Origin of the sequence: Streptomyces sp. NPDC059668 (genome assembly GCF_042734135.1) — a bacterium.
Lineage (GTDB): Bacteria > Actinomycetota > Actinomycetes > Streptomycetales > Streptomycetaceae > Streptomyces.
The window spans coordinates 103,410-124,450 of the sequence record NZ_JBHWEL010000018.1 but is presented as its reverse complement, the minus strand read 5'-3'; the positions used below and the strand labels follow the sequence as shown (position 1 = coordinate 124,450).

Genomic DNA, 21,041 nt, shown 5'->3' with positions numbered 1-21,041 from the left:
TGCGTTCAGCCGAGTTTCATGACGTAGCCCGCGTGGTGGAGCTCGTCATCCCGGAACTCGCCGTAGGCCCAGAAGCCGAGGTCGTCGAGGTAATCGATGCGGTCGCCGTCGATCCAGTACCGGCCCTGGTAGGCATGCGGACGGCCGCCCCGGGTCTCGTCGTAGCGGCCGTCGGCCGTGAGTTCCTGGTGCAGGAAGTCGTTCCGGTCGATCCAGACACCGACACGCGGGCTGTCGGTCAGGTCCGCGGCGGCCGGGATGCCCGTCTCAGGTGCGGTGGTCCGGCCGGGGACGTCGGTGCCGGCCCACAGCACCGGCCGGCCTGCCGCCACGAGTGCGCGGATCTGCTGCGGGTGGGACAGGAGGGTGGCCACCGCGCTCGGTACGTCGTCGGCCAGTTCGTCGGGCACCACCAGGAAGTCGGTGGTGTTGCCCGGTGCCAGTGTCGCGACGTACTCCGAACGGTGGCCGCGGCCGCCTGCCAGCGCGATGGCGTCCATGACGGCGGGGACGACGGTCGTGCCGGTGGCGTCGACGACGATGGCGTCGTCGTCCCCGGCCGCGGTGACGATGCCGGGGCCGACCCCCACGATCAACGGGCCGGCGAACAGGATGTCGGCGCCGACCATGGCCCCGATCAACGGGTCCATCGTCAGGATCCGGGCATTCGTGAAGAGGACCGGACGCCCCTCGTCGTTCGACACGATCTCGTCCAGCGCCTCGGCGTTCCAACTCACGGTGCCGGTGGTGGTGATGGTCATCGCGTACTCCTCGGTGGAGTCGCCTCGTCGATGTGTCCGCTGCGGGAGTGAGCGTCGACGCGGGTGCGAGGCGAGTGTCCGGCGGCTACGGCAGCCGCCTGACCATCAGGCTCGCCGCGCCGGGGAACCGGAACCAGGCCGCCTTGTCCCTAGGTGCCGGGCACCCACGCTCCGGCCGGACCGCGATACTGGGTGCCCGGCACCCAGGAAGCGCTCACCTGGGGAGACGGCGGCCTGGTTCCCTCCGGCCGCCGGGCCGATCGTGGAAGCATGACCAGCAACGACACGCCCGGCGATCCGCATCCGTACCTCGGGATGTGGGTGACAGCCGACGGGTTCATCCGCCAGGAACTGCTGCCGAACGGCCGCTACGACGAAGCCCGCGGCAACCGCCCGAGCGCCTACACCGGCAGCTACACCGTCACCGGCAGCCATCTCGACTACGTCGACGACACCGGCTTCACGGCCACTGGCGACATCCGCGACGACGTTCTCTACCACGAGCATCTGGTGCTGTACCGCGAGGGCGACGAGCGCGCCGGACGGGAAAGCCGAACCTAGCCAAAGCTTCCTGACGGGTGGGTTCGGCAGGGCTGACGCTTCATGCGATTGGATGCCGCCGCCTCAATGGCTGCTTGGGCCACATCGTTCGGAGTCGTGAGCGGAGTCCCCATTCACGCCGATAGTAGGGCCTCCGACCGGTCCCGACGATGGACGGCGGGAATTCCCCAGCGTCGATGACACCCGGCCGGCCACCGACCGACTCCGGGTATGCCTTATGCGCGACGGTGGGATCGTCGCCCTCCGTCCTGAAACTGCTTCTGTCCCGACGCTGTACGGGCGCTCCGTGAGCGAGATATCGTCGCCTCGCAACTAAGGATTGAAACGATTCAATTCGTTCTTGCCCAAGGAAGAGTGGGAAGCTTCATGGCATCGAACAGCTCACCGGACAAGGGTCTTTCCAGGCGAACGGTGCTGGCGACCGCCGGCACCGTCGGGCTCTCGGCCGTATCCCTCGGCGTCGCGACCCCCTCAGCCGAGGCGCTAACCTCCCAGAAAGCCTCCCCTTCCACCGCTGGAGGCCCGTCGCGCCGCCCCGGCGGCTGGCACCGGTACGTTCAGGGTCCGTCCTCCCGCACGGTCCGCCCCGTGCGGATCATCGCGGCGAGCGGCGACGTGACGAACCCCGAGGCGCTGCTCGAGCCCGGCGGTGCCAGATCCGTCCTGCGGCGCCCGCGTCCCGTGGCGCCGCCGCGCTGGCCCGACGGCACCACGGCCGAGGCCTCGTCGGCTCATGCGGGCAACAACGGCAACGACGGGCAGCCGCGCACCTACGACGCCGCCAACGCGATCGACGGCAACCCCGACACCTTCTGGAACGACGACACGCCGGGGGCGTTCCCCGACGTCCTCACCATCAACCTGCCGCAGGTCACGCCCTTGACGGGCATCACGCTGATCTCCAACAGCGACGGCGTGCCGAGCGACTGCACCGTGGACGTGTGGCGCGACGGCGACTGGCACACCGCCGCCACGGTCACCGGCAACGACGCGATCCAGAAGGCCGTTCCGTTCGCGCAGGAGGTCAGTACCGATCGCGTGCGCATCACGGTGACCAACGCGCAGGACACACCGCACGGGTACTTCACGCGGATCAACGAGGTCTGGCCCGCGCCCGTCACCCCGATTCCCGTACCGAGCATCACCGTGGACTTCGGCAAGGTCGTGGTCGGCCATCCACGGATCCGGTTCACCTCGGCGTCCGACAACTCCCCCGGCGTGCGGGTGGCGTTCTCCGAGACCCGGCAATTCCTCACCGACCGCTCGGACTTCACCCGCTCCGACCAAGCGGGCGGGGCCGGACAGGGCACGGATCAGTTCGCCGTCCCCGCGAAGGGCGCCAACTGGACGGACCACAAGGGCTTCCAGACAGGTGACCAGGTTTTCGCCGACGGACTGCACGGGTTCCGCTATCTCAGGATCAGCCTCGACGCGCTGGCCTCGGACAGCCCCGCCGCCCAGCCCTGGGGGACGGTGGAGATCGACTCGATCGCGCTGCAGTTCACCGCGTATCTGGGCACGCCCAGCACCTACCGCGGCTGGTTCCTCTGCTCCGACGACGAGTTGAATCGTTACTGGTACGGCGCCTCGTACACCAACGAACTGGTCATCGACACCTTTCGCCAGGACGACGTCGATCCACGCAATGCCTGGAGCGCCTCGCTCGAAGGGAAACTGGTCCTGCAGGACGGTGCCAAGCGTGACCGCGACCCGTACGTCGGCGACCTCGCCGTCTCCGCGCGCACCCTCTATCTGACCCACGACGACGCCGCCGAGGCGGCGCGCAACGTCCTGGCCGACCTCGCCGACCACCAGCGCGCCGACGGCTGGATCCCGCCCGCCTCCATCGGAAACTACACCCTGCCCCTCTTCGACTACCCGCTGTACTGGGTCACTTGCAGCTGGGACTACGTCCTCTACACCGGCGACCGCCGGTACGCCACCCGCTACTACCCGACTCTGCTGAAGGTCCTCGACACCTGGTACCCCAGCGTCACCGACGAGGCGGGTCTGCTGAGCAAGGGCCTCAACGACACCGGAGGGTACGGCGACTACGCCTTCCTGGGCCGCACGGGCCGCGTCACCTATTACAACGCGCTCTACGTCCAGGCCCTCCAGGGCGCGGCCCGGCTGGCCCGGCTGCTGGGTCAAAGTGCCGACGCCTCGCGCTGGAGCGCCCGAGCGGAGAAGGTCGCGCAGGCCGTCAACTCGCTGCTGTGGGACACCGACGCGGGCGCCTATCTGGACTCCGGGACCGGCGCGGCGCGCCACGCCCAGGACGGCAACTCCCTGGCCGTCGTCACCGGAATCGCCGACGCCGACCGTGCCGCATCAGCGCTCGCCCATCTCGACGCGACGACCAAGCGGGCCTACGGGAACGCGTTCATGGACAACGACACCCTCTTCGACCAGGCCTCTCAGCGGGTCTACGCCTTCACCTCCTATCCGGAGATAGAAGCGCGATTCCTGGCCGGGCGGGCCGACTCCGCACTGGACCAGATCCGTCGCACGTACGGCTGGATGGACAGGAACGACCCCGGCATCACCCACTGGGAAGGCATCGGGCCGGGCGGCTCCCTGTACGAGGGCGCCTACACCAGCATGGCTCACGGATGGTCCACCGGTGTCCTGCCGGCCCTGACCCACCACCTGCTCGGTGCCCGGCCGACCTCGCCCGGTTACGCCACCTGGGAGGTGCGCCCACAACCCGCCGATGTCGACTGGGCGGCAGGCCAACTGCCCACGCCTCAAGGCCCCTTGAGTGTCGAATGGGAGAACGGCGCGCACTCCTTCCGCCTCACCGTCCACGGGCCTGGGCATACCCAGGGAGTGGTCGCCTTCCCCGGCGACCCGCGCGGGCAACGCGTGCGCACCGGCCGGCGGACACTGTGGGACGGCCGACGGGCATCGACACGCGACGTCGCCGTGGTCGACGGCACACTCACCGTCGCGAACGTAGGACCCGGCGACCACACCTTCGTCTGCGAGCGGCACGGCGACTGACCCTTCCGGCTCCGGTCCGACTCCGCCCACGGTCGGCGGGCGACCACCCGCCGACCGCCGGCAGCCTCGACGACGCCTGTGGCGGACGCCATTGGCCTGCGCGGTGCCGCCGGTCACCACTCCGTGTGCGGACTCCTCACCAACCATGAGATGCCATGAGATGTCATGAGCTGCGCATACAGTCAGACCCCATGACGTCGCCACAGCCCACGGATCCACAAGTCGAGGCTGCACAAGGCCGTATCGCTCTCTGGCTCGACCCGGAGGATCTGCGCTGGCTGTCGCAGCACTGTTGTTGCGCCGACGACGCAACGGACGAGGACAAGGACCGGTGCGGACGACTCCGGTTCCGGGCGAGCACCGGCCTGCACAAGCAGCGAGCCCTGGGATAGTTGGATTCAGCGCTGCTGGTCACTGAGTGGCTGAGCGTCATGGGGAGGTGGTGCGGCGGGCGTAGGCGCGGGCGGCTCGGGCGCGGTCGCCGCAGCGGGTGGAGCACCAGTGGCGGCGGCCGTAGCGGAGCAGGTAGCGGTTGCAGGGTGTGGAGCCGCAGGCGGTGAGGCGGTCCGCGTCGGGGCCCGTGAGCAGGTCGGAGGCATCAGCGGCGAGAGTGGCCAGGGCGTGGTCCACGATCGCGGTGGTGGGGTGGAGGACGGCGCGGTAGGGACCGGTCTTGTCGTCCCACTGCAGCAACGGGGCCGTGGGGACGCGGGTCATCGCGTCGTTGATGGCCCTGACCGCGGCGGGGAGGGCGGGCAGTCCTTCTGCCCGGGAGGCGAACAGCGACCTGATCTGTTCACGCAGCGAGCGCAGTTGCGCCGCGCACATCTCCCGCATGCCGGCGTCGACCGGAGCGAGACCGCGTTCCGCCAGCCAGTGATTCGCCTGCGCGGGAGAGCCCAGAGAATCGACCGTGTGCCCGCCGGGCAGCGTGATCGCGCTGTTGGCAAGGGCGAGAGAGAGGTGCTCTTCCTCGCCCTGTGCGGGCGGCACGGCGGCCTGTTCGATCACGGACTCCTTCATGTTTCTCATGGTACGGCTTGCATGCATCCGTGAGAAGTGACTACGGTTACTTCACGGTTCGACGATATCTATCCGTGAGGTGCTTGATGGCTTCCCTCCCCGCAACGAGCAGCCCGTTCCCAGTCCGCGTCTTCGGCGGTCCGACCACCCTCTTCGAGTACGGCGGCCTGCGCTTCCTCACCGATCCGACCTTCGACGCCCCGGGCGACTACGGCCGTCCCGACGGCCGGTTCCTGACCAAGACCGCTCCCTCCAGCGGCACCCCCGGCGACCTCGGCCCCATCGACGTGGTCCTGCTCTCGCACGACGAGCACCCCGACAACCTCGACACCTCCGGCCGGGCCCTGCTCGCCGACGTCCCGCTCACCCTCACCACCCCCAGTGGCGGACAGCGCCTGGGGGAGAAGGCCAAGGGCCTGGCCGACTGGGAGTCCATCGAGCTGAACCGACCCGACGGCGGCACGATCACCGTGACCGGTGTCCCCGCTGTCCACGGTCCCGGCCCGCGTGAGGAGGTCGAGCCGATCACCGGCCAGGTCGTCGGCTTCATCCTGACCGGGAAGGGTCTGCCGACCGTCTACGTCAGCGGCGACAACGCCTCCCTCGACGCGGTCAAGGAGATCGCCGAGCGCTTCGGCCCCGTTGACACCGCCCTCCTCTTCGCCGGCGCCCCCCGCTTCCCCGCGCTCTTCGACAACCAGCTGATCGTCCTCGACAGCACCCAGGCCGCCGAGGCCGCCCAACTCCTCGGTGCCGGCCGCGTGGTCCCCGTCCACTACGACAGCTGGGCCCACTTCACCGAAGGCCACGACGAACTGGCAGCCGCCTTCACCGCCGCCGGTCTGGCCGACCGTCTGGACTGGGGTCGGCGAGACTGACCTCCGGCGCCTGTCGTGGCCAACGGCCACAGCGAGACCTCCACCGCGCTGTCAGCCGGCCATCCGCCACGCCACGCGCCGTCGGAGCGGTCAGCGCTTCTCGACCGGCGGGCACGCTTTGTTGAGTAGGGGTACTCAGGCACGCCATCATGAGCGGGGTGATGATCAGGGCATGTCGAATCGCCGCATGCTGTCCATCGCCGTGTTCGCCTCGGCCGCGCTCATGACGGCCTGCGGAGTGCAGGCCGAACCCTCCGCGGACGACAACGCCCTGGCGCCGGCCACCGCCACGCCCTCGCCATCACTCACACGAAGGCCCGAATGCGCCAAGGGAGCCAGCGACAGCGCGCCCTCGTCATCATCGTCCGCGCGGACGGCTCCGGGCAGCAGCGCACTCCCGGAGAATCCGCACTACGACGAGAACCACGCGTACCGCATGTCCGGGAGACTCGCCCCCGGGAACCGGGCGGCCGGGGAGGCCAGCGTGCGTCTGCTCCGTCCCGCTCTGGAGATGATGCGAAAGAAGAAGCAGTTCGCCGAGAAGGACGTACGGGCTTTGATGGCCAAGTGGGGATGCGGCGACGACAACGGGCTCGCGATCAGCTCCGGGTGGCCCCAGTACGAGCGGGTCTGGTTCTCCTTCCACAACGGCAAGGCCTGCGTTTCCGCCGAGATCACGCCGAGGGGCGTGACGACCGAGGTGTACGGCGCCTATGCCGAACCCGACCCGTCCGGGCCCTGCGTCGAGAACCGGGGCGGACACTGAGCAGACCCTCGGCGCGTCACGGGCCGTACGGGTTGACGCCGATCACCAACAGATCGACCCGGCATCTGAGCGCGGGCGTGGTCGTGGCCGGGTCCTTTTCGCGTACGGCTCGAAGAGGTCGGTTGTCACTCAGAGTGGTGGCGTCACAGAAGTTGAGCCGGAGCCCGTCCCCGTGAACAAAGCCGGTCTGTGTGCGGGACGTCAGCGGGAGACCTGACGCTCCGGCCCCGGAGACCTCCCGCGTCCGAGGCCTTGATCCCGGTTACTCCTTGGCTTCGCCGTCGCGTCGAGAATTCGGGAGCGTCCCGGGCCGGGCCCCCGGACAATGATCGTCATGACGTCCCTCAACGCCAACCCACTCTTCACCCGGCTCGCCGATGCCGAACGGATCCTCGTCGCGGGCGCGGGTGGCGGCTTCGACATCTACTCCGGCCTGCCGTTGGCCCTCTCCCTCCTGCATGAGGGCAAGCAGGTATTTCTCGCGAGCCTCTCTTTCAGCGCGCTCGAAGGTCTCCCGCTCGACGACTGGGTCGCCCCCGACGTGGCCGCCGTCACCCCCGACTCCGCTTTGCACCAGGGCTACTTCCCGGAGCGGACCCTCGCTCAGTGGCTGCGCCAGCACGGCTACCCGTCCACCGTCTACGCCTTCCCCCAGACCGGGGTCCGCCCGCTGCGCGCCGCCTACCAAGCACTGATCGAGCTGCACAGTGTCGACGCCGTGGTGCTGGTCGACGGCGGTACGGACATCTTGATGCGCGGCGATGAAGCCGGGCTCGGCACTCCAGAGGAGGACCTGACGAGCGTCGCCGCGCTGGCCGCGCTGGACGGCGTACCGACCCGGCTCGTCGTGTCACTCGGCTTCGGTGTGGACGCGTACCACGGCGTGAACCATGTACAGGTACTGGAGAACATCGCCGCGCTGGAGCGCGACGGCGCCTACCTCGGTGCGTTCTCGATACCGCGCGCCACCCGTGAGGGCGCTCTGTACCTCGACGCGGTGACACACGCTCAGCACCACACCCCGGATCACCCCAGCATTGTGAACGGTTCCATCGCGGCAGCCGTGCGCGGCTCGTTCGGCGACGTCCAGTTCACCGACCGCACCCGGGGCAGCGAGTTGTTCGTGAACCCGCTGATGTCCCTGTACTTCACCTTCGACCTCCCGGGCCTGGCAGCGCGCTGCCTCTACCTGGATCGGATCGAGGACACCCACCTGATGCGCCAAGTCCACTCGCGGATCGCCGAGTTCCGTGACTCCACAGTCACTCGCCCGCCCCGCCGCTTCCCGCACTAGTGACCGGGCCGACTGTGCCCTGCCTGGTGGCATCAGTGGTCCGGCTACCGCGGTCGGGACCTTCCACCGGTCGCAGTGCACGAGCGGTCTCGGAACCGCGGGATCGGCACGGCTCCGCTCGGGCGGTGCGTGCGGAGCTGCTGGCAGTTGGACTACGTATCAGGCAGTCGGACTACGTATCAGGCTTGAGGCCGGAGGCGCCGCTGCCCGGCGGTCGTCGTCCGGGGATCACGTCTAGGCTTTCCGGGCCAGTCCGGCGGCGATGAGGTGCTCCCAGACCGTGAGTTCTCGTTTTTCGCCGCCGTTCCACGGGTTGTCGTTCTCGTCGGGACGCCACAGGGACGCGGGGACGATCCCGGGGTCGAGGATCTCAAGGCCGTCCAGCAGGGCGGCGATCTCCGCGTCGGTGCGCCACCGGCCGCGGCCGAACGTCTGCTGGAGGACCTTCTCGGCCTCCGCGGTCTCCGGGTTGTTCCCGGAGCGGAAGTGGCTGATGAAGAAGTAACTTCCGGACGGGACATGGTCTCGCCAGTAGCGGACGATGCCGGCCGGGTCCTCGTCATCGTTGACGTGGTGGAGGATGGCGCTGAGGATGACCGCGACGGGGCGGGTGAAATCGATGATTTCCCGGGTGTCGGGGTGCGCGTGGACGCCTTCGGGGTCGCGCACGTCGACCGCGACGACGCGGGTCCGGTCGTTGTTCTCCAGCAGTGCGCGGCCGTGGACCAGTACCTGGGGGTCGATGTCGACGTAGACGACCCGGGACTCGGGGGCGTGCCGTTGCGCGACCTGGTGGACGTTGTCCGCGGTCGGCAGGCCACTCCCCAGGTCGATGAACTGCCGGATGCCGGTAGCCTTCGCGATCTCCCTGACCGCCCGGGTCAGGGCGGCGCGGTTGGCGAAGGCGATGGCCACCGAACCGGGCAGGTCGCGCTTGAACACGTCGCCGATCCCACGGTCCACGGCGTAATTGTCCTTGCCGCCGAGCAGATAGTCGTAGACGCGGGCGATGCTGGGCTTGGACGGGTCGATGGAGGAGCCTTCGGACGTCATGGCGGACATTATTTCGCGCAACGCCGCCTGCGGACCATGGTTTTGGGATCTTCCGGCCGGCTGGAGGGCGGTGCGAGGGCATGGATGCCCGGCGCGGGACCGCAAGGGTTCTTGGCGGAGCCGGTCCGGGACTCTTGTCCCGGGTTCTGCCGCAAGGCGCGGCCCATGGCCTGCACGATGCGGCGCCGTCACGGGGGACTGGTCACCCGCTGCGCGCCGACCGGCCCGGACGGGCCCCGCACCTGGCGACGGTGAGGCAAAGTGATTCCACCATGCACGACGACATGACTCCACGGGCCAAAAGACTGCTGGACGGTGACTTCTCCGCGACGCCCGCGCTCGGCGAGGAGATCCGTCGCCGGGTTTCGTCCGGAGACTTCGAGTGGGCGGCGCTGCTCGGCGCGGAGCTCGCGCGGCGGGCCGCCCGCGGGGGCGAGGAGTCGTCCGAACACGCCTTCCTGCTCGACCGGTTGCAGACGGCCCTCGCCGCGACGGCGGGACAGCGGAGCCTGCGCGCTTTGCTGTGCTTGCCGAGCAGTCTGTCGGCCGAAGGGCCGGTACGGATCAGGGCGGAGCGGCGTCTGGCGCAGCTGGTTGCCCTGGGGCAGCGGCCCGAGGACATCGTCCCGGTCGTCTACGCCGGGGAGCCGGGCATCGCGGCGTCGGACGAGTTCAAGGCATGCCTGCTGCACGAACTGGTGCTCGCGGACGTCGCGGTCCCGGAGTACCCCCTTCTGCGGTCCTTCGGCGAAGCGCTCGTGACGCGGCGGCATCCGCTCGCGCCCCTGCCGCTCCGCCTGCTGCCCACGGAACGCGCGCTGCTCAGGCCGGCCCACGCTTCGCGCGACTGGACGTGGGCCATGCCTCCCGCGACGGTGAAGGAGCACAGCGACCGACCCGAACTCCATGTCTCGGCGGAGATGCGCCGGCGCGGTGCCGAGTCCGATCCGGTGGACGTCACCGTGCCTGAGACTTCCGAGGCCATGAGCGCCGCGGTGCGGCACTGGCGCGAGGAGTCCAACGGTACGGTCGTCGCAGCGGAGTTCTGGTGCGCGTCCCCTGTCTCGGCGGACGACTTCGCGGCCGTCTTCGAGCGTCTGCCGCTGACCCCGTGGCCAGGGAAAGAACAGAGCGCCCGGCTGCATCCGGCCGCCTCGGACAGGGTGCTGCGGGTGCTGCTCACCGCTGCCGTACGCAGCCCCGCGTACGGCAGCGGCATGTTCGGTGCGTACGGTCGGCTCGCTGTCTGGCGCTCGCTCGGCGGCCTGGTCGGCGCCGCCCCGGACGCGCCGGTCGACGACACGGCGATGCTGGTCGAGCGGGCCCACTGGTTCATCGCGGACCCTTCATCGGACTGGTTCCACCAGGTGGCCTGGGACCTCGCCGTGGCCGTCCTGCGACCAGGCGGACAGAACATCGCGGTCCTCGCCGCCACGGACACCGACTGACTCCAACACGGACTGCCCGGCCAGGTGTGACGTGCACCGAAAGTTGGCCCTGTGCAGCGACAGGTGGTCACGCTGTCGAAGACTGGCGCCTGCGAAGGCGGGCCGGGACCCGATAGGTGGCAGTGGGCCACGACGGTTGAAACGCAAGATCAGCTCGTAGAGCGGTCGGGGCTGGGTATCTCGGGGTTCGCGGGCGGGACCCCTGCGTCGTGGGCGGCGAGTTCTTCTCGGGTTCCGGCGAGGGCGGGTCCGCAGTGGGGAGGGAGTCGGTCGACCACCATCATGACGGCCTCCTGTGCCGTCGCGGCCGGACCCACGGACTCGCTGCGCAGGGGGCCGGAGACCCAGTATTCGCCTTCTGTCGCGGGCTGGATGTAAGCAACGTCCCATGCCCACGGCCACTCCGTGCAGCGGCTGAAGTGCAGCTCTCCCATTCCCGTCCAGGGGAACAACTGGCGCAGGCGGGGTTCGGCGTAGGCCGCTTCGAGCAGTTCCGGACGAACCCGCCCGTCGTCGCGCACCTTCTGCCAACCCGCTTCGACCAGGGCCTGCTGGTCCGATGGTGCCGTATCCATAAGACCATCATCCCCGAGACGGCTTGGAGACCGCAGTTGCCAACAACATCTGGGCAAAATGGCCAACTACCCCTCTACGCAGCGCAGTCACCAGTGATCTCGCCACCGCCTATGGCCAACTGTCGCTGACGGTCACACCAGGTCGCCTGATCAGAGGTAGGTGACCCCGGTCAGCCGTTCGGCCTCCGTCCAGAGTCGATAGCCAGTCTCGGGGTGGGCGGCCTCGGTACCGGGATGAACCGTGTTCACGCCTCGGCCGCGCATCTCTTTGAAGCCGGAGGGGCCAAAGAATTCACCACCGCGCACATCGGGCGCTGTGGCCGCGTACAGCTGGGGCAGTGCTCCCCGCTCACTCGGTGCCTGTAGGACCCGTAGGACGGTCTGGGCGACAGCCCGCTCGAACCGGCCGCGGTCCCGCAGGGCGCGCGGGTTGAGATTGCTGCGACTCATTCCGGGGTGCGCAAGGACGCTGAGAATGGGCGAACCGGTGTCGCGCAGCCGGCGGTCGAGTTCGAGGCCGAAAGCGGTCGAGGCCAGTTTGGACCGGCTATAGGCGTGATGTGCCTGATAGGCGCGGCTCGACATGAGGTCGTCGGGGTCGAGGTGCGCGTTCTTGTGGGTGATCGAGCTGATGTTGACCACCCTCGGGGCGTGGGCGCCGCCGAGCGCGTCGAGCAGCAGGCCGGTCAGAGCGAAATGGCCGAGCATGTTGGTGCCCATGTGGAGTTCGAATCCGTCGGCCGTCGTGCGGGCCGGTCCGAGCCTCAGCACACCGGCATTGTTGATCAGCAGGTCGATCGTCGGGAACTCGGCGGTCAGTCCTTTCGCGAATGCCTCGACCGAGGCCAGCGAGGCCAGATCCAGCTCCCGCACCTCTGCGTCGGCCCCGGGTACCGCCTCGCGGACCGCGTCCCGGGCCCGCTCACCGGCCGCGGTGTCGCGTACGGCCAGTACGACCTTGGCCCCGTACCGGGCGAGCTCGGTTGCCGTGACCAGGCCCAAGCCTGAGTTCGCCCCGGTCACGACGGCGATTCTGCCGTGCTGGTGAGGGATCTGACGGGTGTTCCAGGCAGCCATGGCGGCACTCCTGCAGGGGTTCGGGGGACCGTTCGCCGGCAACGCTAGGAGCACACGAAGGTGGTTCCATCGTTCCCGTCTGCCTGGGAATGGCAGACCTACCCTGGCGCACCGGTCGACGTGCACACTGGCGGCATGGCATCCGATCACCCCTACGCACGGGAGCTCGGTGATTTCCTCCGTGCCCGACGCGCCCGGCTGCGTCCCCAGGACGTCGGCCTGGAGCCGGGAGGGCGACGGAAAGTGACCGGTCTGCGCCGAGAGGAGATCGCGTTGCTGGCCGGGCTCAGCACGGACTACTACCAGCGGATGGAGCAGGGCCGCGACGTACGGCCCTCCGACGACGCCCTCGACGCCCTGGCCGTCGCCCTGCGCCTGGACGACGACGAGCATCGGCACCTCTTCGACCTGGCCCGCTCAGCCCGGCGTCGCCCGCACGCCCGGCCACGCCGCGTCGCGGAACGCGTGCCGGAGAGCACCCGCCGCCTGCTGCACGTCATGGGCACCCCCGGGCTGGTCCTCGGCCGGCATCTCGACGTGCTCGCCTGGAACCCGCTCGCCGAGGCCCTGCTGGGCGACCCCAGCTCCCGGCCCCCGGCGGAGCGCAACATGGTCGCCGTCTTGTTCCGGGACCCCGAGGCCCGCATGCTCTGCCAGGGCTGGGAGAGTATGGCCCGCCAGTACGTGGCCATGCTGCGCGCCGCCGTCGCGGACGATCCGGACCACCCGCGTGCCACGGCGCTCGTAGGCGAACTGAGCATCCACAGCCCCGACTTCCGGCGGCTGTGGGCGCGACACGACGTCCGGGAGAACGTGCACGGGACGACTCTGTTCCTGCACCCCGAGGTCGGCGGAATCACCCTCGACTGGGACACCTACCCCCTGCCCGGCACCCCGGGTCCGGTCCTCCTGGTTTTTACGGCCGAACCCGGAACCGCGGACGCGGAGCGCCTCCAACTCCTCGCATCCCTGCGAGCGACCCGGAACGCAGCAGTCCGACGGCCGTCAACCGCCGAGGTTCACTCGCGCCCTGCATGAGCAAGGCTCGTAGCCGGGCCTCGGTGAGGGATCGACGTCCGTTGCGCTCTCTCTCGCGAAACGCCCGGAGCGCTCGCCCGAGGGCCCGGAGTGACACCTTCTGCGGACTGCCCGACATGAACGGCCGGAGGGCTCCTCACCCCGCGGCGGGGTGAGGAGCCCTCGGCTCCGTCTTCACGGTCAGTGAGCCCGTCAGCCAGGTAGTCAGCCAGTCAGGCAGTGAGTTCTACGCAGCTGCCGATCAGTTCTTGTCGGCCGGTACGAGCTCGGCAGCGGCAGTAACCACCGGGCTGCCTGTGGTCCTTGGGGGCAGGGAGTCGCCCTCGATGTCCATGTTCGGTACGGCGCGGTCCAGCCATTTGGGGAGGGCCCAGGCGTGGCGGCCGAGCAGGCTCAGCACCGCGGGGACGATCGTGAGGCGGACCACGAAGGCGTCGATGAGGACGCCGATGGTCAGCGCGAAGCCGATCGTCTTGACGGTCGGGTCGTGGTTGAAGATGAAGCCGCCGAAGACGGCCGCCATGATGAGGGCTGCCGCGGTGACGACCCGGCCGCTCCGTTCCACGCCGTGCTCGACCGCGGCCCGCGCGTCCCGGTGGTGGTGGAAGTGCTCCCGCATGCGGCTGACCAGGAACACTTCGTAGTCCATCGCGAGGCCGAACAGGACGCCGATCAGCAGGACCGGCACGAAGCACGCGATCGGGGCTGCCGCCGCGACCTGGAAGAGTCCGCTGAGGTGGCCGTCCTGGAAGACCCACACGACCGCGCCGATACCGGCCGCGATGGACAGCAGGAAGCCGAGAACGGCCTTGAGGGGCACCAGGATCGAGCGGAAGGCCAGCATGAGCAGGAGCAGCGCGAGCACCACGATGATCGTGACGAACAGGGGCAGCGCCGAGGACAGCTTCGCCGACACGTCGATTCCGGCGGCGGTCGCACCGGCGACGTAGGCCGTACCGCCGGCGTCGGTGACCGGGGTCACCGCACGGTCGCGCAGTCGGTGCACCAGGTCGGTGGTCTTCTGGTCGTCGGGGCCGGTCTTCGGTACGACGCCGAGCACGGTGATCGCGCCGTCCTCGGTGGCCCTGGGCGGGGCCACGGTCGCGATGTCCGGGTCCTTGCCGACGGTGTCGGTGACCTGCGCGACGGCCGTCGCGCGCTGCGCGGTGGGTATGCGGGTGCCGTCGACGACGACCACGAGGGTCGCGTTGAAGCCGGGACCGAAGCCCTTGGTGAGGAGTTGGTAGCTCTTGTGCTGGGTGCTCGCGGTGGGCTGGGTCTCGTTGCTCGGCAGGCCGAGGCGCAGTCCGGTGGCGGGCAGGGCGAGGGCGAGCAGGCCGAGGACGCTCACGACCAGGACCGGGATGGGGAAGCGTGTCATGAGCCGGCCCCAGGCCAGACCCCAGGACCCGGGTGCGCGCTCGCGGCCGGGCGTCCGAGTCCGCGGGGAACTCGCACCCGGCCGTGCGCTCTTGGGACGGAGGCGTTCGCCGAGGTAGCCCAGCAGGGCCGGTACGAGGGTGAGGGCGACCAGGACGGCGAGGAGTACGGTTCCGGCGGCGGCCAGGCCCATCACGGTGAGGAAGGGTATGCCGGCGGCCGAGAGCGCGGCGAGCGCGATGATGACGGTCACGCCCGCGAAGGTCACGGCACTGCCCGCCGTCGCGGTGGCGCGGGCGATCGAGTCGGGGACGTCCTGCTCGGGGTCGGCGAGTTGTTCACGGTGGCGGGAGACGATGAACAGGGCGTAGTCGATGCCGACCGCCAGGCCGATCATCAGCGCGAGCACGGTCGCGGTGTTCGTCATATCGATGAAGCGGGACAGGAACTGGACGGTCATCACGCCGACCCCGACGCCGACGAGGGCCGTCACCAGGGGCAGCCCGGCCGCCACGAGTGAGCTGAGCGCGAGCGCGAGCACCACGAAGGCCACGACCACGCCCACGACCTCGGCGGGGCCTCCGACCTCGGCCGGCGGGGTGGACACGGTGCCGCCCAGCTCGACTTCGAGGCCGGCCTTCTTCGCCGGGTCCAGGGCGGCGTCGAGCCGGTCCTTGGCGGACTGCGGCACGCTGTCGGCCGGTTTGCCGAACAGCGCGTCGGCGAAGCCGATGGTGCCGTCCTTCGACACCGCTCCGGTCTTCGCGGGGCCGGCGACGCTGATGACCCCCGGCACCGCCGCGACCTCCTCGAGCGTCGCGGCGATGGCGCGCTGCTCCTTCTCGCCGGAGAGTTTCGCGCCCTCGGGTGCGGCGAACACGACCCGGGCCGTGCCGCCGGCGGCTTGCGGGAACTTCGCCTTCAACAGGTCCTGGGCCTGCTGGGACTCGACGCCCGGCACCGAGAACTCCGTCGCCACCTTTCCGCCGAGGGCGGTGCCCAGACCGGCGGCCACCGCGAGGAGCAGCACCCACACCGCGAGCACCCGGCCCCGGCGGCGCGCCGCCCAACGTCCCAGCGCATACAAGCGTTTCGCCACGGCAGGTCTCTTTCGTCTCGGGGTTCGACACTCTGGGTTCGACAGCTGTCGGATCTGTCGATCCACCAGAATTTTTACAGCGTAATGCATCTTTACCGCTGGATGTAAAAATGCAGTTCGAAGCTATGCTGGACGGCATGGAAAGGGTTGCGACGGAGGACGGCCTACGCGAACGCGGCAAGGCCAAGCGGCGGGCCGCGATCACGCGCGCGGCCTTCGAGCTCTTCGCCGCGCAGGGCTACGACGCCACGACGATCGTGGAGATCGCCGCGGCGGCCGAGGTGTCCCCGCGCACGGTGACGTTGTACTTCCGCTCCAAACAGGACATCGCCTTCGCGTCCTTCGACGCCACGGTGCTCCAGCTGACCGAGATGCTGCGGGGCCGTGCGCCCGGGGAGAGCGTCATGCACGCCTTGGAGGGCTGGCTGCGCGCGGAGATGGCCTGCCACGACGAGACCGACGAACTCGAACTGCGCATGTTCGAGGCCAACCCGGAACTGCGGGCGGTACGCACCGCGCGGATGGCGGCGGCCATCGAGGAGGGGGCCCGCATCATCGCCGAGGACACCGGCCAGGCCCCGGACGGGATCGCCCCCCGCCTCGCCGCCGCCGCTGCCGCGGCCGTGGTCACCGAGGTCTTCCAGTATCCCGAGGGAGCCGAGCGCGACCAGGCCGTCGGGGAGGCCATGACCTTCCTCACCGCCGGCATCGAGGCCGTCGCCGCGAGCGCACGTCGATGACCCCCGTATCCCCGAGGAGTGCCCCGGGCCGACTGGGGTGAACATGGGTCGACTGAGGTGAACATGGGCCGCCCGAGCCCTGTGGGCGGCGGCCCGTCGCGGCCACTGGCTCACCTCGGGAACCGTACAACCCGGCCCGACGAACCCACCGTCAGGGTCGTTGCCCTTCCGTCTTCGTGACGGCGAACGAACCGGTGGCAGGGGCTGTGCACACCGTCATGTCCGTGAGTTCTCCCGCGGCATGACCCGCTTCGCAGAGTCGGCCACCCTTCTCTCGCAGGTCGAGGTAGAAGCGGGTGGTCTTTCCGTCCTGGTCGAGGCCGTGGATGCGCTCGTCGATGTAGCCGAGGGTGTTCAGGGCCTTGCGGACCTTGGCGGGAGTGGGCTCCGGGATCGCCTGCAATGTCCGGATGATGCGCTGTTCGTGCTGGACGCTCGCGCACTGGTCGCGGTGGCTCAACTCCGCTTCGGGCTCCGTGGGGGCACCGGGCTCGATCGGTGTGGTCGGGGGAGTCTCGCCAGGGGAGAGTGTCAGCTTCCCCTGTGGATCTGTCGGCTTCTTGTCCGGCGGCCCCGACGCGGCACCGTCGGTCGAAGAACACGGCTGCGCCACCTTGTCCAGCATTGCCGCGAACGCCGCCTGCTCGGGGGAGGACTGTGGGCCATTCACCTGGGAGTCGGTACCTCTGCCCGGTTCACCTAGTGGCCCAGTGGCGCCCAGCTTGTCGCCTCCGCAGCCGGTGAGTGCCAGGGCTGCGAGAGCGGCAGCTGCGAGGCTGCGCCGCGGCGGACTGAACGCGCTGATGGAGGGGCGGATACGTGTCATACGCGCAGTCTCCGGCGAGCCTTCTGCGCCCCGCATGAGTCCGCGTACTCATGCACATGCGCATCCGGGGTCAGCAAGCGTCGGTTCGGGCGGCGTCCAGGTCGCCGCCAGATCCCTTCCGCACGGCGCTGCGCTGCGTTCCGCCGCCGAACGAGGAGAGGGGTTGTCCGTGCGCGTGGTGTGGGTTGCGGCGTGGCCTGCCCCGGCCCGCACCGGTGCGTTCGCCTCGCCATGTGTGGTTGCGCATGCGTGAGTTGCGCAGTCGGGGACGTGCATCCACCACGGCCATATGTACCGGAACGGGCAGTGCGTTTCAGATCCCATCGGCGAGACCCGCCTCCTGTAAAGGTTTCCTTGACAAGGATGGATCCGTAAAGGCAACCTTGACACGTGGCCGATTCCTCGATGTCCTTCGGCGCCCTGAGCGCTCAGCTGGCCCAGCAGGCCTCGGCGCTGGCCGAGGCGCTGGGCAACCCACTCGAACCGCCGCCATACCTTGACCTGGTCCGGCGCTCCCAGGACGTCGACGACATGGCGGGACAGGTGCTCAAGCTGTGTGTGCAGCAGTCCCGGGACGCCGGTCACACCTGGCAGGAGATCGGGGACCTGCTCGGAGTCACCCGCCAGGCCGCCTTCCAGCGGTTCGGCAAACCCATCGACCCCCGAACGGGAGAACCCATGGACAAGACAGTGCGTATGGCCGACGCTGCGGAACGCGCTCTCGCCATCGTGACGGACGTTCTGGAAGGCCGGATGGACGAAGCCCGGAGGTCGTTCAACTCCCAGGTTCTGGAGGCGTTCACCGACGAGGTGCGGGGCAACGGCCTTGCCACGGTCGCCGGTCTGGTCGGCGCGTTCGAGGGCTTCGGGCAGGGGGATCCCTTCGTGCGGCGCATCGGCGATCACACGGTCGTCGACATCCCGCTTCGGTATGAGGCCGGTGACATGAAGGCCCGGGTCGCGTTCGACACGGACGAGAAGGTCGCCGGACTCGTCGTCCTTCCGCCCGAGACGCCGTGACAGGGGGCCGCCTGGTCCGTGTCTGCTTCGCCAAGAGAGATCTCCCACGCTGACCGACCCCTCTGCGTCATCGGCGCCCGCTTCGGGGGTCGCGATTCCCGCGCGTTAGGGGAGCAGGTGGCGGTGGGCGGCATTGGTGGAATGGTCCGAGGTGATGGCCCGTCAGGCATGCGCCGGTGCACGCCCGGTGGGGTGTGGTGAGGACCGTGGCGTGTCAGCGTCCGGCGTCGAGGATCTCCCGGACGCGCAGGGCGTAGGCGCGCGGGTGGGTGGTGTTCCCGTTGTGGCCGCCGGGCAGTTCCCTCGGTTCGCGGCCGGTCAGCCGGGCCAGTGCCGTCACGGTCCGGCGGTCGAAGACGGTCCGCGGAGTGGTCTGCCCGGCGGCGGGCACGATGCGGGTGTCGACGTTCTTCAATGCCGCGGTGTCGAGGGTGTCGTGAACGACCGCGGTGAAGTCGTGCCGGATGAAGTAGTCGAAGTTGGCGGCGCGCAGGGCGTCTATCGGCTGAGGCGTGAGACCGGGTTCCGCGTCCGTGGCGGCGGGGTCGATGCCCAGGGTCCTGGCGATCTCCGGGAGCGCGGCGGCGAGGCCTTCGCGGAGGTAGAGGTCCTGGAGCGCGGTGAGTTCGCGTTCGTGGCGGATGCGTTCGTCGTCGGGCAGGAGGCGCGGGGCGACCGGCTCGTGGGCGATGAGGGTGCCGATCTGTCCGGGATGCCGTAGGGCCGCGTGCATGCCGATGACGGCTCCGAGACTGCAGCCGAGCATGAAGGCGGGGGTGTCGGTGAGTGAGGCCAGCAGGCGGTGGACGTCGTCGGCGTGCTCGGCCAGGGTCGCGCCCCGGCCGGGTTCCTCGAGCCGGCTGCGGGACAGGCCGCGGCGGTCGTAGGTCACCACGGTGTAGGAGCCGGTGAGATGAGGGACGAGGTCGACGGTGCGGTCGGCGTCGCCCTCTCCGCTCTGCGAGATGAGCAGCAGCGGGCCGGTGCCACGGACCTGGTAGTGCAGGACCGCGCCGGGAACGGGCAGGGTGCCGGTGGTCTTGGACATGGTGCCTCCCCCTCGTGAGCGGCGGGCGCTCGTCCGCCGCGTCTGCCGACCAGCGTAATCCATCCATTTAGATGTATCAATATCGATGGATCTATTTCGATGTACCTTGGAGGCGTGAACGGAGTCGAGCTGTTCCTGCTGGGACGCACCCTGATGAAGATCGGCGAGGAGGCCCTTCCTGAGCCTCCGGGCGGCTCCGGCCGCTACGCCGGCAGCGCCCGGCTGGTGCTGGTCGTGGCCAGCGACATCGCCGCCCACCCCGACACCGCCATCGGCGAGATCGCCGCCCGCACCGGCCTGCCGCAGAGTCAGGTGTCCTCGGCCGTCGCCCGGCTCGGTGAGGCCGGATCGGTGCAGACGGCCCCGGATCCCTCCGACCGGCGCCGGCTGCTGGTGCGTCAGGCCGCCGAGGTGTCCGAGCGCGTGGCGCAGGTCCGCGCCGCCGGCATCGACGAAGCGCTCACCGCCGCCCTCGGATCCGACGAGCCGCACCGGTTGCGGGAGGTCACGGAAGCACTGGACGTACTCGCCCGCAACCTCTTGCCGCCGTCAGGGACCCCAGGACCACGCCGCGGGGACGCCGTTCAGCCGTCGGAGTAACACGGTCGCGGGCAACTCGCACGATCCCCCCGCTCCGCCGGGCAGCCCGGGTGTGCCCGGTAAAGCGGACGGAGTGTCAGAAAGTGTGCCCCCGCCGGGGATCGGCGGTGGACGCCGCGGCGAAGCAGTCGATCCCGGGCACGGCGAACCCGGGCACGGCGAACCCGCTCGGACGCCGCGTCTCGCGGCGAGTCCAGTCGCGATCGGCGCCCGCGCGATCCTGGTCCGGCACCCTGGGGTTCTCCGTCCGCCCGGGTCGCCTGCGAGGGCCCTCCGCCCAGCCGGGCCACCCGCGACGGAAATCGCCCTCAGGCGCTCCCGCTACTCGGGCAACGGCCGGTCGTCGATGACGTTCTTCATGACGAGGGTGGAGGTCAGGCGCTGGACCCCGGGAAGCCGGGCCAACTGCTGGTCGTAGAGCTGCTGAAAGGCGGCAAGGTCGCTGGTGGCCACGCGCAGGAGGTAGTCCGGTTCGCCGAACAGGCGCTGCGCCTGCAGCACGTGGGGGACGGCGGACACGGCCTCTTCGAAGGCGGCGACCGTGTCGGGAGTCTCCCAGCGCAGGGTGGCGAAGACGAGGGCCTCGAAGTTCAGGCCGACGGCGGCCGGATCGACGACAGCCCGGTAGCCGCGGATCGCTCCCTCACGTTCGAGGTCGCGCAGCCGGCGGTGGCAGGGCGAGACGCTCAGCTTCACGCGAGCGGCCAGCTCGGTCACCGTCAGGCGGCCATCGAGCTGGAGCTCGGTGAGAATCTTCCGATCCAAGGCATCCATGGAGAAGATTCTCCCCCAGATTCCGCGATCTTGAGGTAAATGCGCAAACACCCTCGGGCAAATCCGACCTAGCCTTC

Annotated in this window: 19 protein-coding genes; 10 read left to right on the top strand and 9 right to left on the bottom strand. The window is 69.6% G+C overall.

Annotated elements, in window-relative coordinates; translation table 11 throughout:
• Positions 1-5: 5 nt before the first annotated feature.
• Positions 6-761, bottom strand: coding sequence for an Atu4866 domain-containing protein (locus ACFV2J_RS16240; protein WP_385439208.1), 756 nt, complete (start codon positions 759-761; stop codon positions 6-8).
• Positions 762-1,031: 270 nt separating this feature from the next.
• On the opposite strand from ACFV2J_RS16240, the gene ACFV2J_RS16235 reads away from it, so the two are divergent.
• On the top strand, positions 1,032-1,322 hold the full coding sequence (locus ACFV2J_RS16235; RefSeq protein WP_385083840.1) for an Atu4866 domain-containing protein: 291 nt from the start codon (positions 1,032-1,034) through the stop codon (positions 1,320-1,322).
• A 588-nt stretch (positions 1,323-1,910) separates the two neighbouring features.
• A complete protein-coding gene (locus ACFV2J_RS16230; RefSeq protein ID WP_385083841.1) occupies positions 1,911-4,325 on the top strand; it encodes a discoidin domain-containing protein in 2,415 nt (804 codons plus the stop codon).
• Positions 4,326-4,754: 429 nt separating this feature from the next.
• Here the strand turns inward: ACFV2J_RS16230 and ACFV2J_RS16225 are convergent, their stop codons facing one another.
• Entirely contained in the window at positions 4,755-5,348 is a 594-nt protein-coding gene (locus ACFV2J_RS16225; protein ID WP_385083843.1) for a CGNR zinc finger domain-containing protein, read from the bottom strand.
• Positions 5,349-5,434: 86 nt separating this feature from the next.
• Here ACFV2J_RS16225 and ACFV2J_RS16220 point away from each other — a divergent pair, with 86 nt between their 5' ends.
• The 3 genes from ACFV2J_RS16220 to ACFV2J_RS16210 all read left to right on the top strand — a co-directional run bounded on the left by ACFV2J_RS16220 (position 5,435) and on the right by ACFV2J_RS16210 (position 8,286).
• Positions 5,435-6,226 (top strand): MBL fold metallo-hydrolase, encoded by a 792-nt coding sequence (locus ACFV2J_RS16220; RefSeq protein ID WP_385083844.1) that lies wholly within the window; start codon positions 5,435-5,437, stop codon positions 6,224-6,226.
• Positions 6,227-6,398: 172 nt separating this feature from the next.
• Entirely contained in the window at positions 6,399-6,992 is a 594-nt protein-coding gene (locus tag ACFV2J_RS16215; RefSeq protein ID WP_385083845.1) for a hypothetical protein, read from the top strand.
• A gap of 334 nt (positions 6,993-7,326) precedes the next feature.
• Positions 7,327-8,286: a DUF1152 domain-containing protein gene (locus ACFV2J_RS16210; RefSeq protein ID WP_385083846.1), complete on the top strand. Its 960-nt coding sequence runs from the start codon at positions 7,327-7,329 to the stop codon at positions 8,284-8,286.
• A gap of 234 nt (positions 8,287-8,520) precedes the next feature.
• Here the strand turns inward: ACFV2J_RS16210 and ACFV2J_RS16205 are convergent, their stop codons facing one another.
• Positions 8,521-9,339 (bottom strand): SAM-dependent methyltransferase, encoded by an 819-nt coding sequence (locus ACFV2J_RS16205; RefSeq protein WP_385083847.1) that lies wholly within the window; start codon positions 9,337-9,339, stop codon positions 8,521-8,523.
• A 272-nt stretch (positions 9,340-9,611) separates the two neighbouring features.
• Here ACFV2J_RS16205 and ACFV2J_RS16200 point away from each other — a divergent pair, with 272 nt between their 5' ends.
• Entirely contained in the window at positions 9,612-10,787 is a 1,176-nt protein-coding gene (locus tag ACFV2J_RS16200; RefSeq protein WP_385083848.1) for a DUF6183 family protein, read from the top strand.
• A 149-nt stretch (positions 10,788-10,936) separates the two neighbouring features.
• Here the strand turns inward: ACFV2J_RS16200 and ACFV2J_RS16195 are convergent, their stop codons facing one another.
• Together ACFV2J_RS16195 and ACFV2J_RS16190 are read right to left on the bottom strand one after the other, a co-directional pair.
• Positions 10,937-11,362: a DUF6193 family natural product biosynthesis protein gene (locus tag ACFV2J_RS16195; RefSeq protein WP_385083849.1), complete on the bottom strand. Its 426-nt coding sequence runs from the start codon at positions 11,360-11,362 to the stop codon at positions 10,937-10,939.
• 150 nt (positions 11,363-11,512) lie between these two features.
• Positions 11,513-12,439, bottom strand: a complete 927-nt coding sequence (locus ACFV2J_RS16190) for an oxidoreductase (RefSeq protein ID WP_385083850.1) — start codon at positions 12,437-12,439, stop codon at positions 11,513-11,515.
• A 135-nt stretch (positions 12,440-12,574) separates the two neighbouring features.
• On the opposite strand from ACFV2J_RS16190, the gene ACFV2J_RS16185 reads away from it, so the two are divergent.
• Positions 12,575-13,477, top strand: a complete 903-nt coding sequence (locus ACFV2J_RS16185; RefSeq protein ID WP_385083851.1) for a helix-turn-helix transcriptional regulator — start codon at positions 12,575-12,577, stop codon at positions 13,475-13,477.
• Positions 13,478-13,718: 241 nt separating this feature from the next.
• Here the strand turns inward: ACFV2J_RS16185 and ACFV2J_RS16180 are convergent, their stop codons facing one another.
• Complete coding sequence (locus ACFV2J_RS16180) at positions 13,719-15,956, bottom strand: MMPL family transporter (RefSeq protein WP_385439199.1); 2,238 nt, start codon at positions 15,954-15,956, stop codon at positions 13,719-13,721.
• 110 nt (positions 15,957-16,066) lie between these two features.
• Between ACFV2J_RS16180 and ACFV2J_RS16175 the strand changes: the two genes are divergently transcribed.
• Positions 16,067-16,696, top strand: coding sequence for a TetR/AcrR family transcriptional regulator (locus tag ACFV2J_RS16175; RefSeq protein ID WP_385082445.1), 630 nt, complete (start codon positions 16,067-16,069; stop codon positions 16,694-16,696).
• A 151-nt stretch (positions 16,697-16,847) separates the two neighbouring features.
• Here the strand turns inward: ACFV2J_RS16175 and ACFV2J_RS16170 are convergent, their stop codons facing one another.
• Positions 16,848-17,366: a hypothetical protein gene (locus tag ACFV2J_RS16170; protein WP_385082444.1), complete on the bottom strand. Its 519-nt coding sequence runs from the start codon at positions 17,364-17,366 to the stop codon at positions 16,848-16,850.
• Between the two features lie 546 nt (positions 17,367-17,912).
• Here ACFV2J_RS16170 and ACFV2J_RS16165 point away from each other — a divergent pair.
• On the top strand, positions 17,913-18,542 hold the full coding sequence (locus ACFV2J_RS16165) for a DUF3887 domain-containing protein (protein WP_385082442.1): 630 nt from the start codon (positions 17,913-17,915) through the stop codon (positions 18,540-18,542).
• Positions 18,543-18,756: 214 nt separating this feature from the next.
• Here the strand turns inward: ACFV2J_RS16165 and ACFV2J_RS16160 are convergent, their stop codons facing one another.
• Positions 18,757-19,590 (bottom strand): alpha/beta fold hydrolase, encoded by an 834-nt coding sequence (locus ACFV2J_RS16160; RefSeq protein WP_385082441.1) that lies wholly within the window; start codon positions 19,588-19,590, stop codon positions 18,757-18,759.
• 114 nt (positions 19,591-19,704) lie between these two features.
• On the opposite strand from ACFV2J_RS16160, the gene ACFV2J_RS16155 reads away from it, so the two are divergent.
• Positions 19,705-20,190, top strand: coding sequence for a MarR family winged helix-turn-helix transcriptional regulator (locus ACFV2J_RS16155; RefSeq protein WP_385082439.1), 486 nt, complete (start codon positions 19,705-19,707; stop codon positions 20,188-20,190).
• A gap of 321 nt (positions 20,191-20,511) precedes the next feature.
• Here ACFV2J_RS16155 and ACFV2J_RS16150 read toward each other — a convergent pair whose 3' ends face one another.
• Complete coding sequence (locus tag ACFV2J_RS16150) at positions 20,512-20,964, bottom strand: Lrp/AsnC family transcriptional regulator (protein WP_385082437.1); 453 nt, start codon at positions 20,962-20,964, stop codon at positions 20,512-20,514.
• Between the last annotated feature and the right edge of the window lie 77 nt (positions 20,965-21,041).

What these genes read in the sequence shown, in the direction of transcription:
- ACFV2J_RS16240 (WP_385439208.1), bottom strand. Translation starts at nt 761, where the DNA reads ATGACCATCACCACCACCGGCACCGTGAGTTGGAACGCCGAGGCGCTG.
- ACFV2J_RS16235 (WP_385083840.1), top strand. Translation starts at nt 1,032, where the DNA reads ATGACCAGCAACGACACGCCCGGCGATCCGCATCCGTACCTCGGGATG.
- ACFV2J_RS16225 (WP_385083843.1), bottom strand. Translation starts at nt 5,348, where the DNA reads ATGAAGGAGTCCGTGATCGAACAGGCCGCCGTGCCGCCCGCACAGGGC.
- ACFV2J_RS16220 (WP_385083844.1), top strand. Translation starts at nt 5,435, where the DNA reads ATGGCTTCCCTCCCCGCAACGAGCAGCCCGTTCCCAGTCCGCGTCTTC.
- ACFV2J_RS16215 (WP_385083845.1), top strand. Translation starts at nt 6,399, where the DNA reads ATGTCGAATCGCCGCATGCTGTCCATCGCCGTGTTCGCCTCGGCCGCG.
- ACFV2J_RS16210 (WP_385083846.1), top strand. Translation starts at nt 7,327, where the DNA reads ATGACGTCCCTCAACGCCAACCCACTCTTCACCCGGCTCGCCGATGCC.
- ACFV2J_RS16205 (WP_385083847.1), bottom strand. Translation starts at nt 9,339, where the DNA reads ATGACGTCCGAAGGCTCCTCCATCGACCCGTCCAAGCCCAGCATCGCC.
- ACFV2J_RS16200 (WP_385083848.1), top strand. Translation starts at nt 9,612, where the DNA reads ATGCACGACGACATGACTCCACGGGCCAAAAGACTGCTGGACGGTGAC.
- ACFV2J_RS16195 (WP_385083849.1), bottom strand. Translation starts at nt 11,362, where the DNA reads ATGGATACGGCACCATCGGACCAGCAGGCCCTGGTCGAAGCGGGTTGG.
- ACFV2J_RS16190 (WP_385083850.1), bottom strand. Translation starts at nt 12,439, where the DNA reads ATGGCTGCCTGGAACACCCGTCAGATCCCTCACCAGCACGGCAGAATC.
- ACFV2J_RS16185 (WP_385083851.1), top strand. Translation starts at nt 12,575, where the DNA reads ATGGCATCCGATCACCCCTACGCACGGGAGCTCGGTGATTTCCTCCGT.
- ACFV2J_RS16175 (WP_385082445.1), top strand. Translation starts at nt 16,067, where the DNA reads ATGCAGTTCGAAGCTATGCTGGACGGCATGGAAAGGGTTGCGACGGAG.
- ACFV2J_RS16160 (WP_385082441.1), bottom strand. Translation starts at nt 19,590, where the DNA reads ATGTCCAAGACCACCGGCACCCTGCCCGTTCCCGGCGCGGTCCTGCAC.
- ACFV2J_RS16150 (WP_385082437.1), bottom strand. Translation starts at nt 20,964, where the DNA reads ATGGATGCCTTGGATCGGAAGATTCTCACCGAGCTCCAGCTCGATGGC.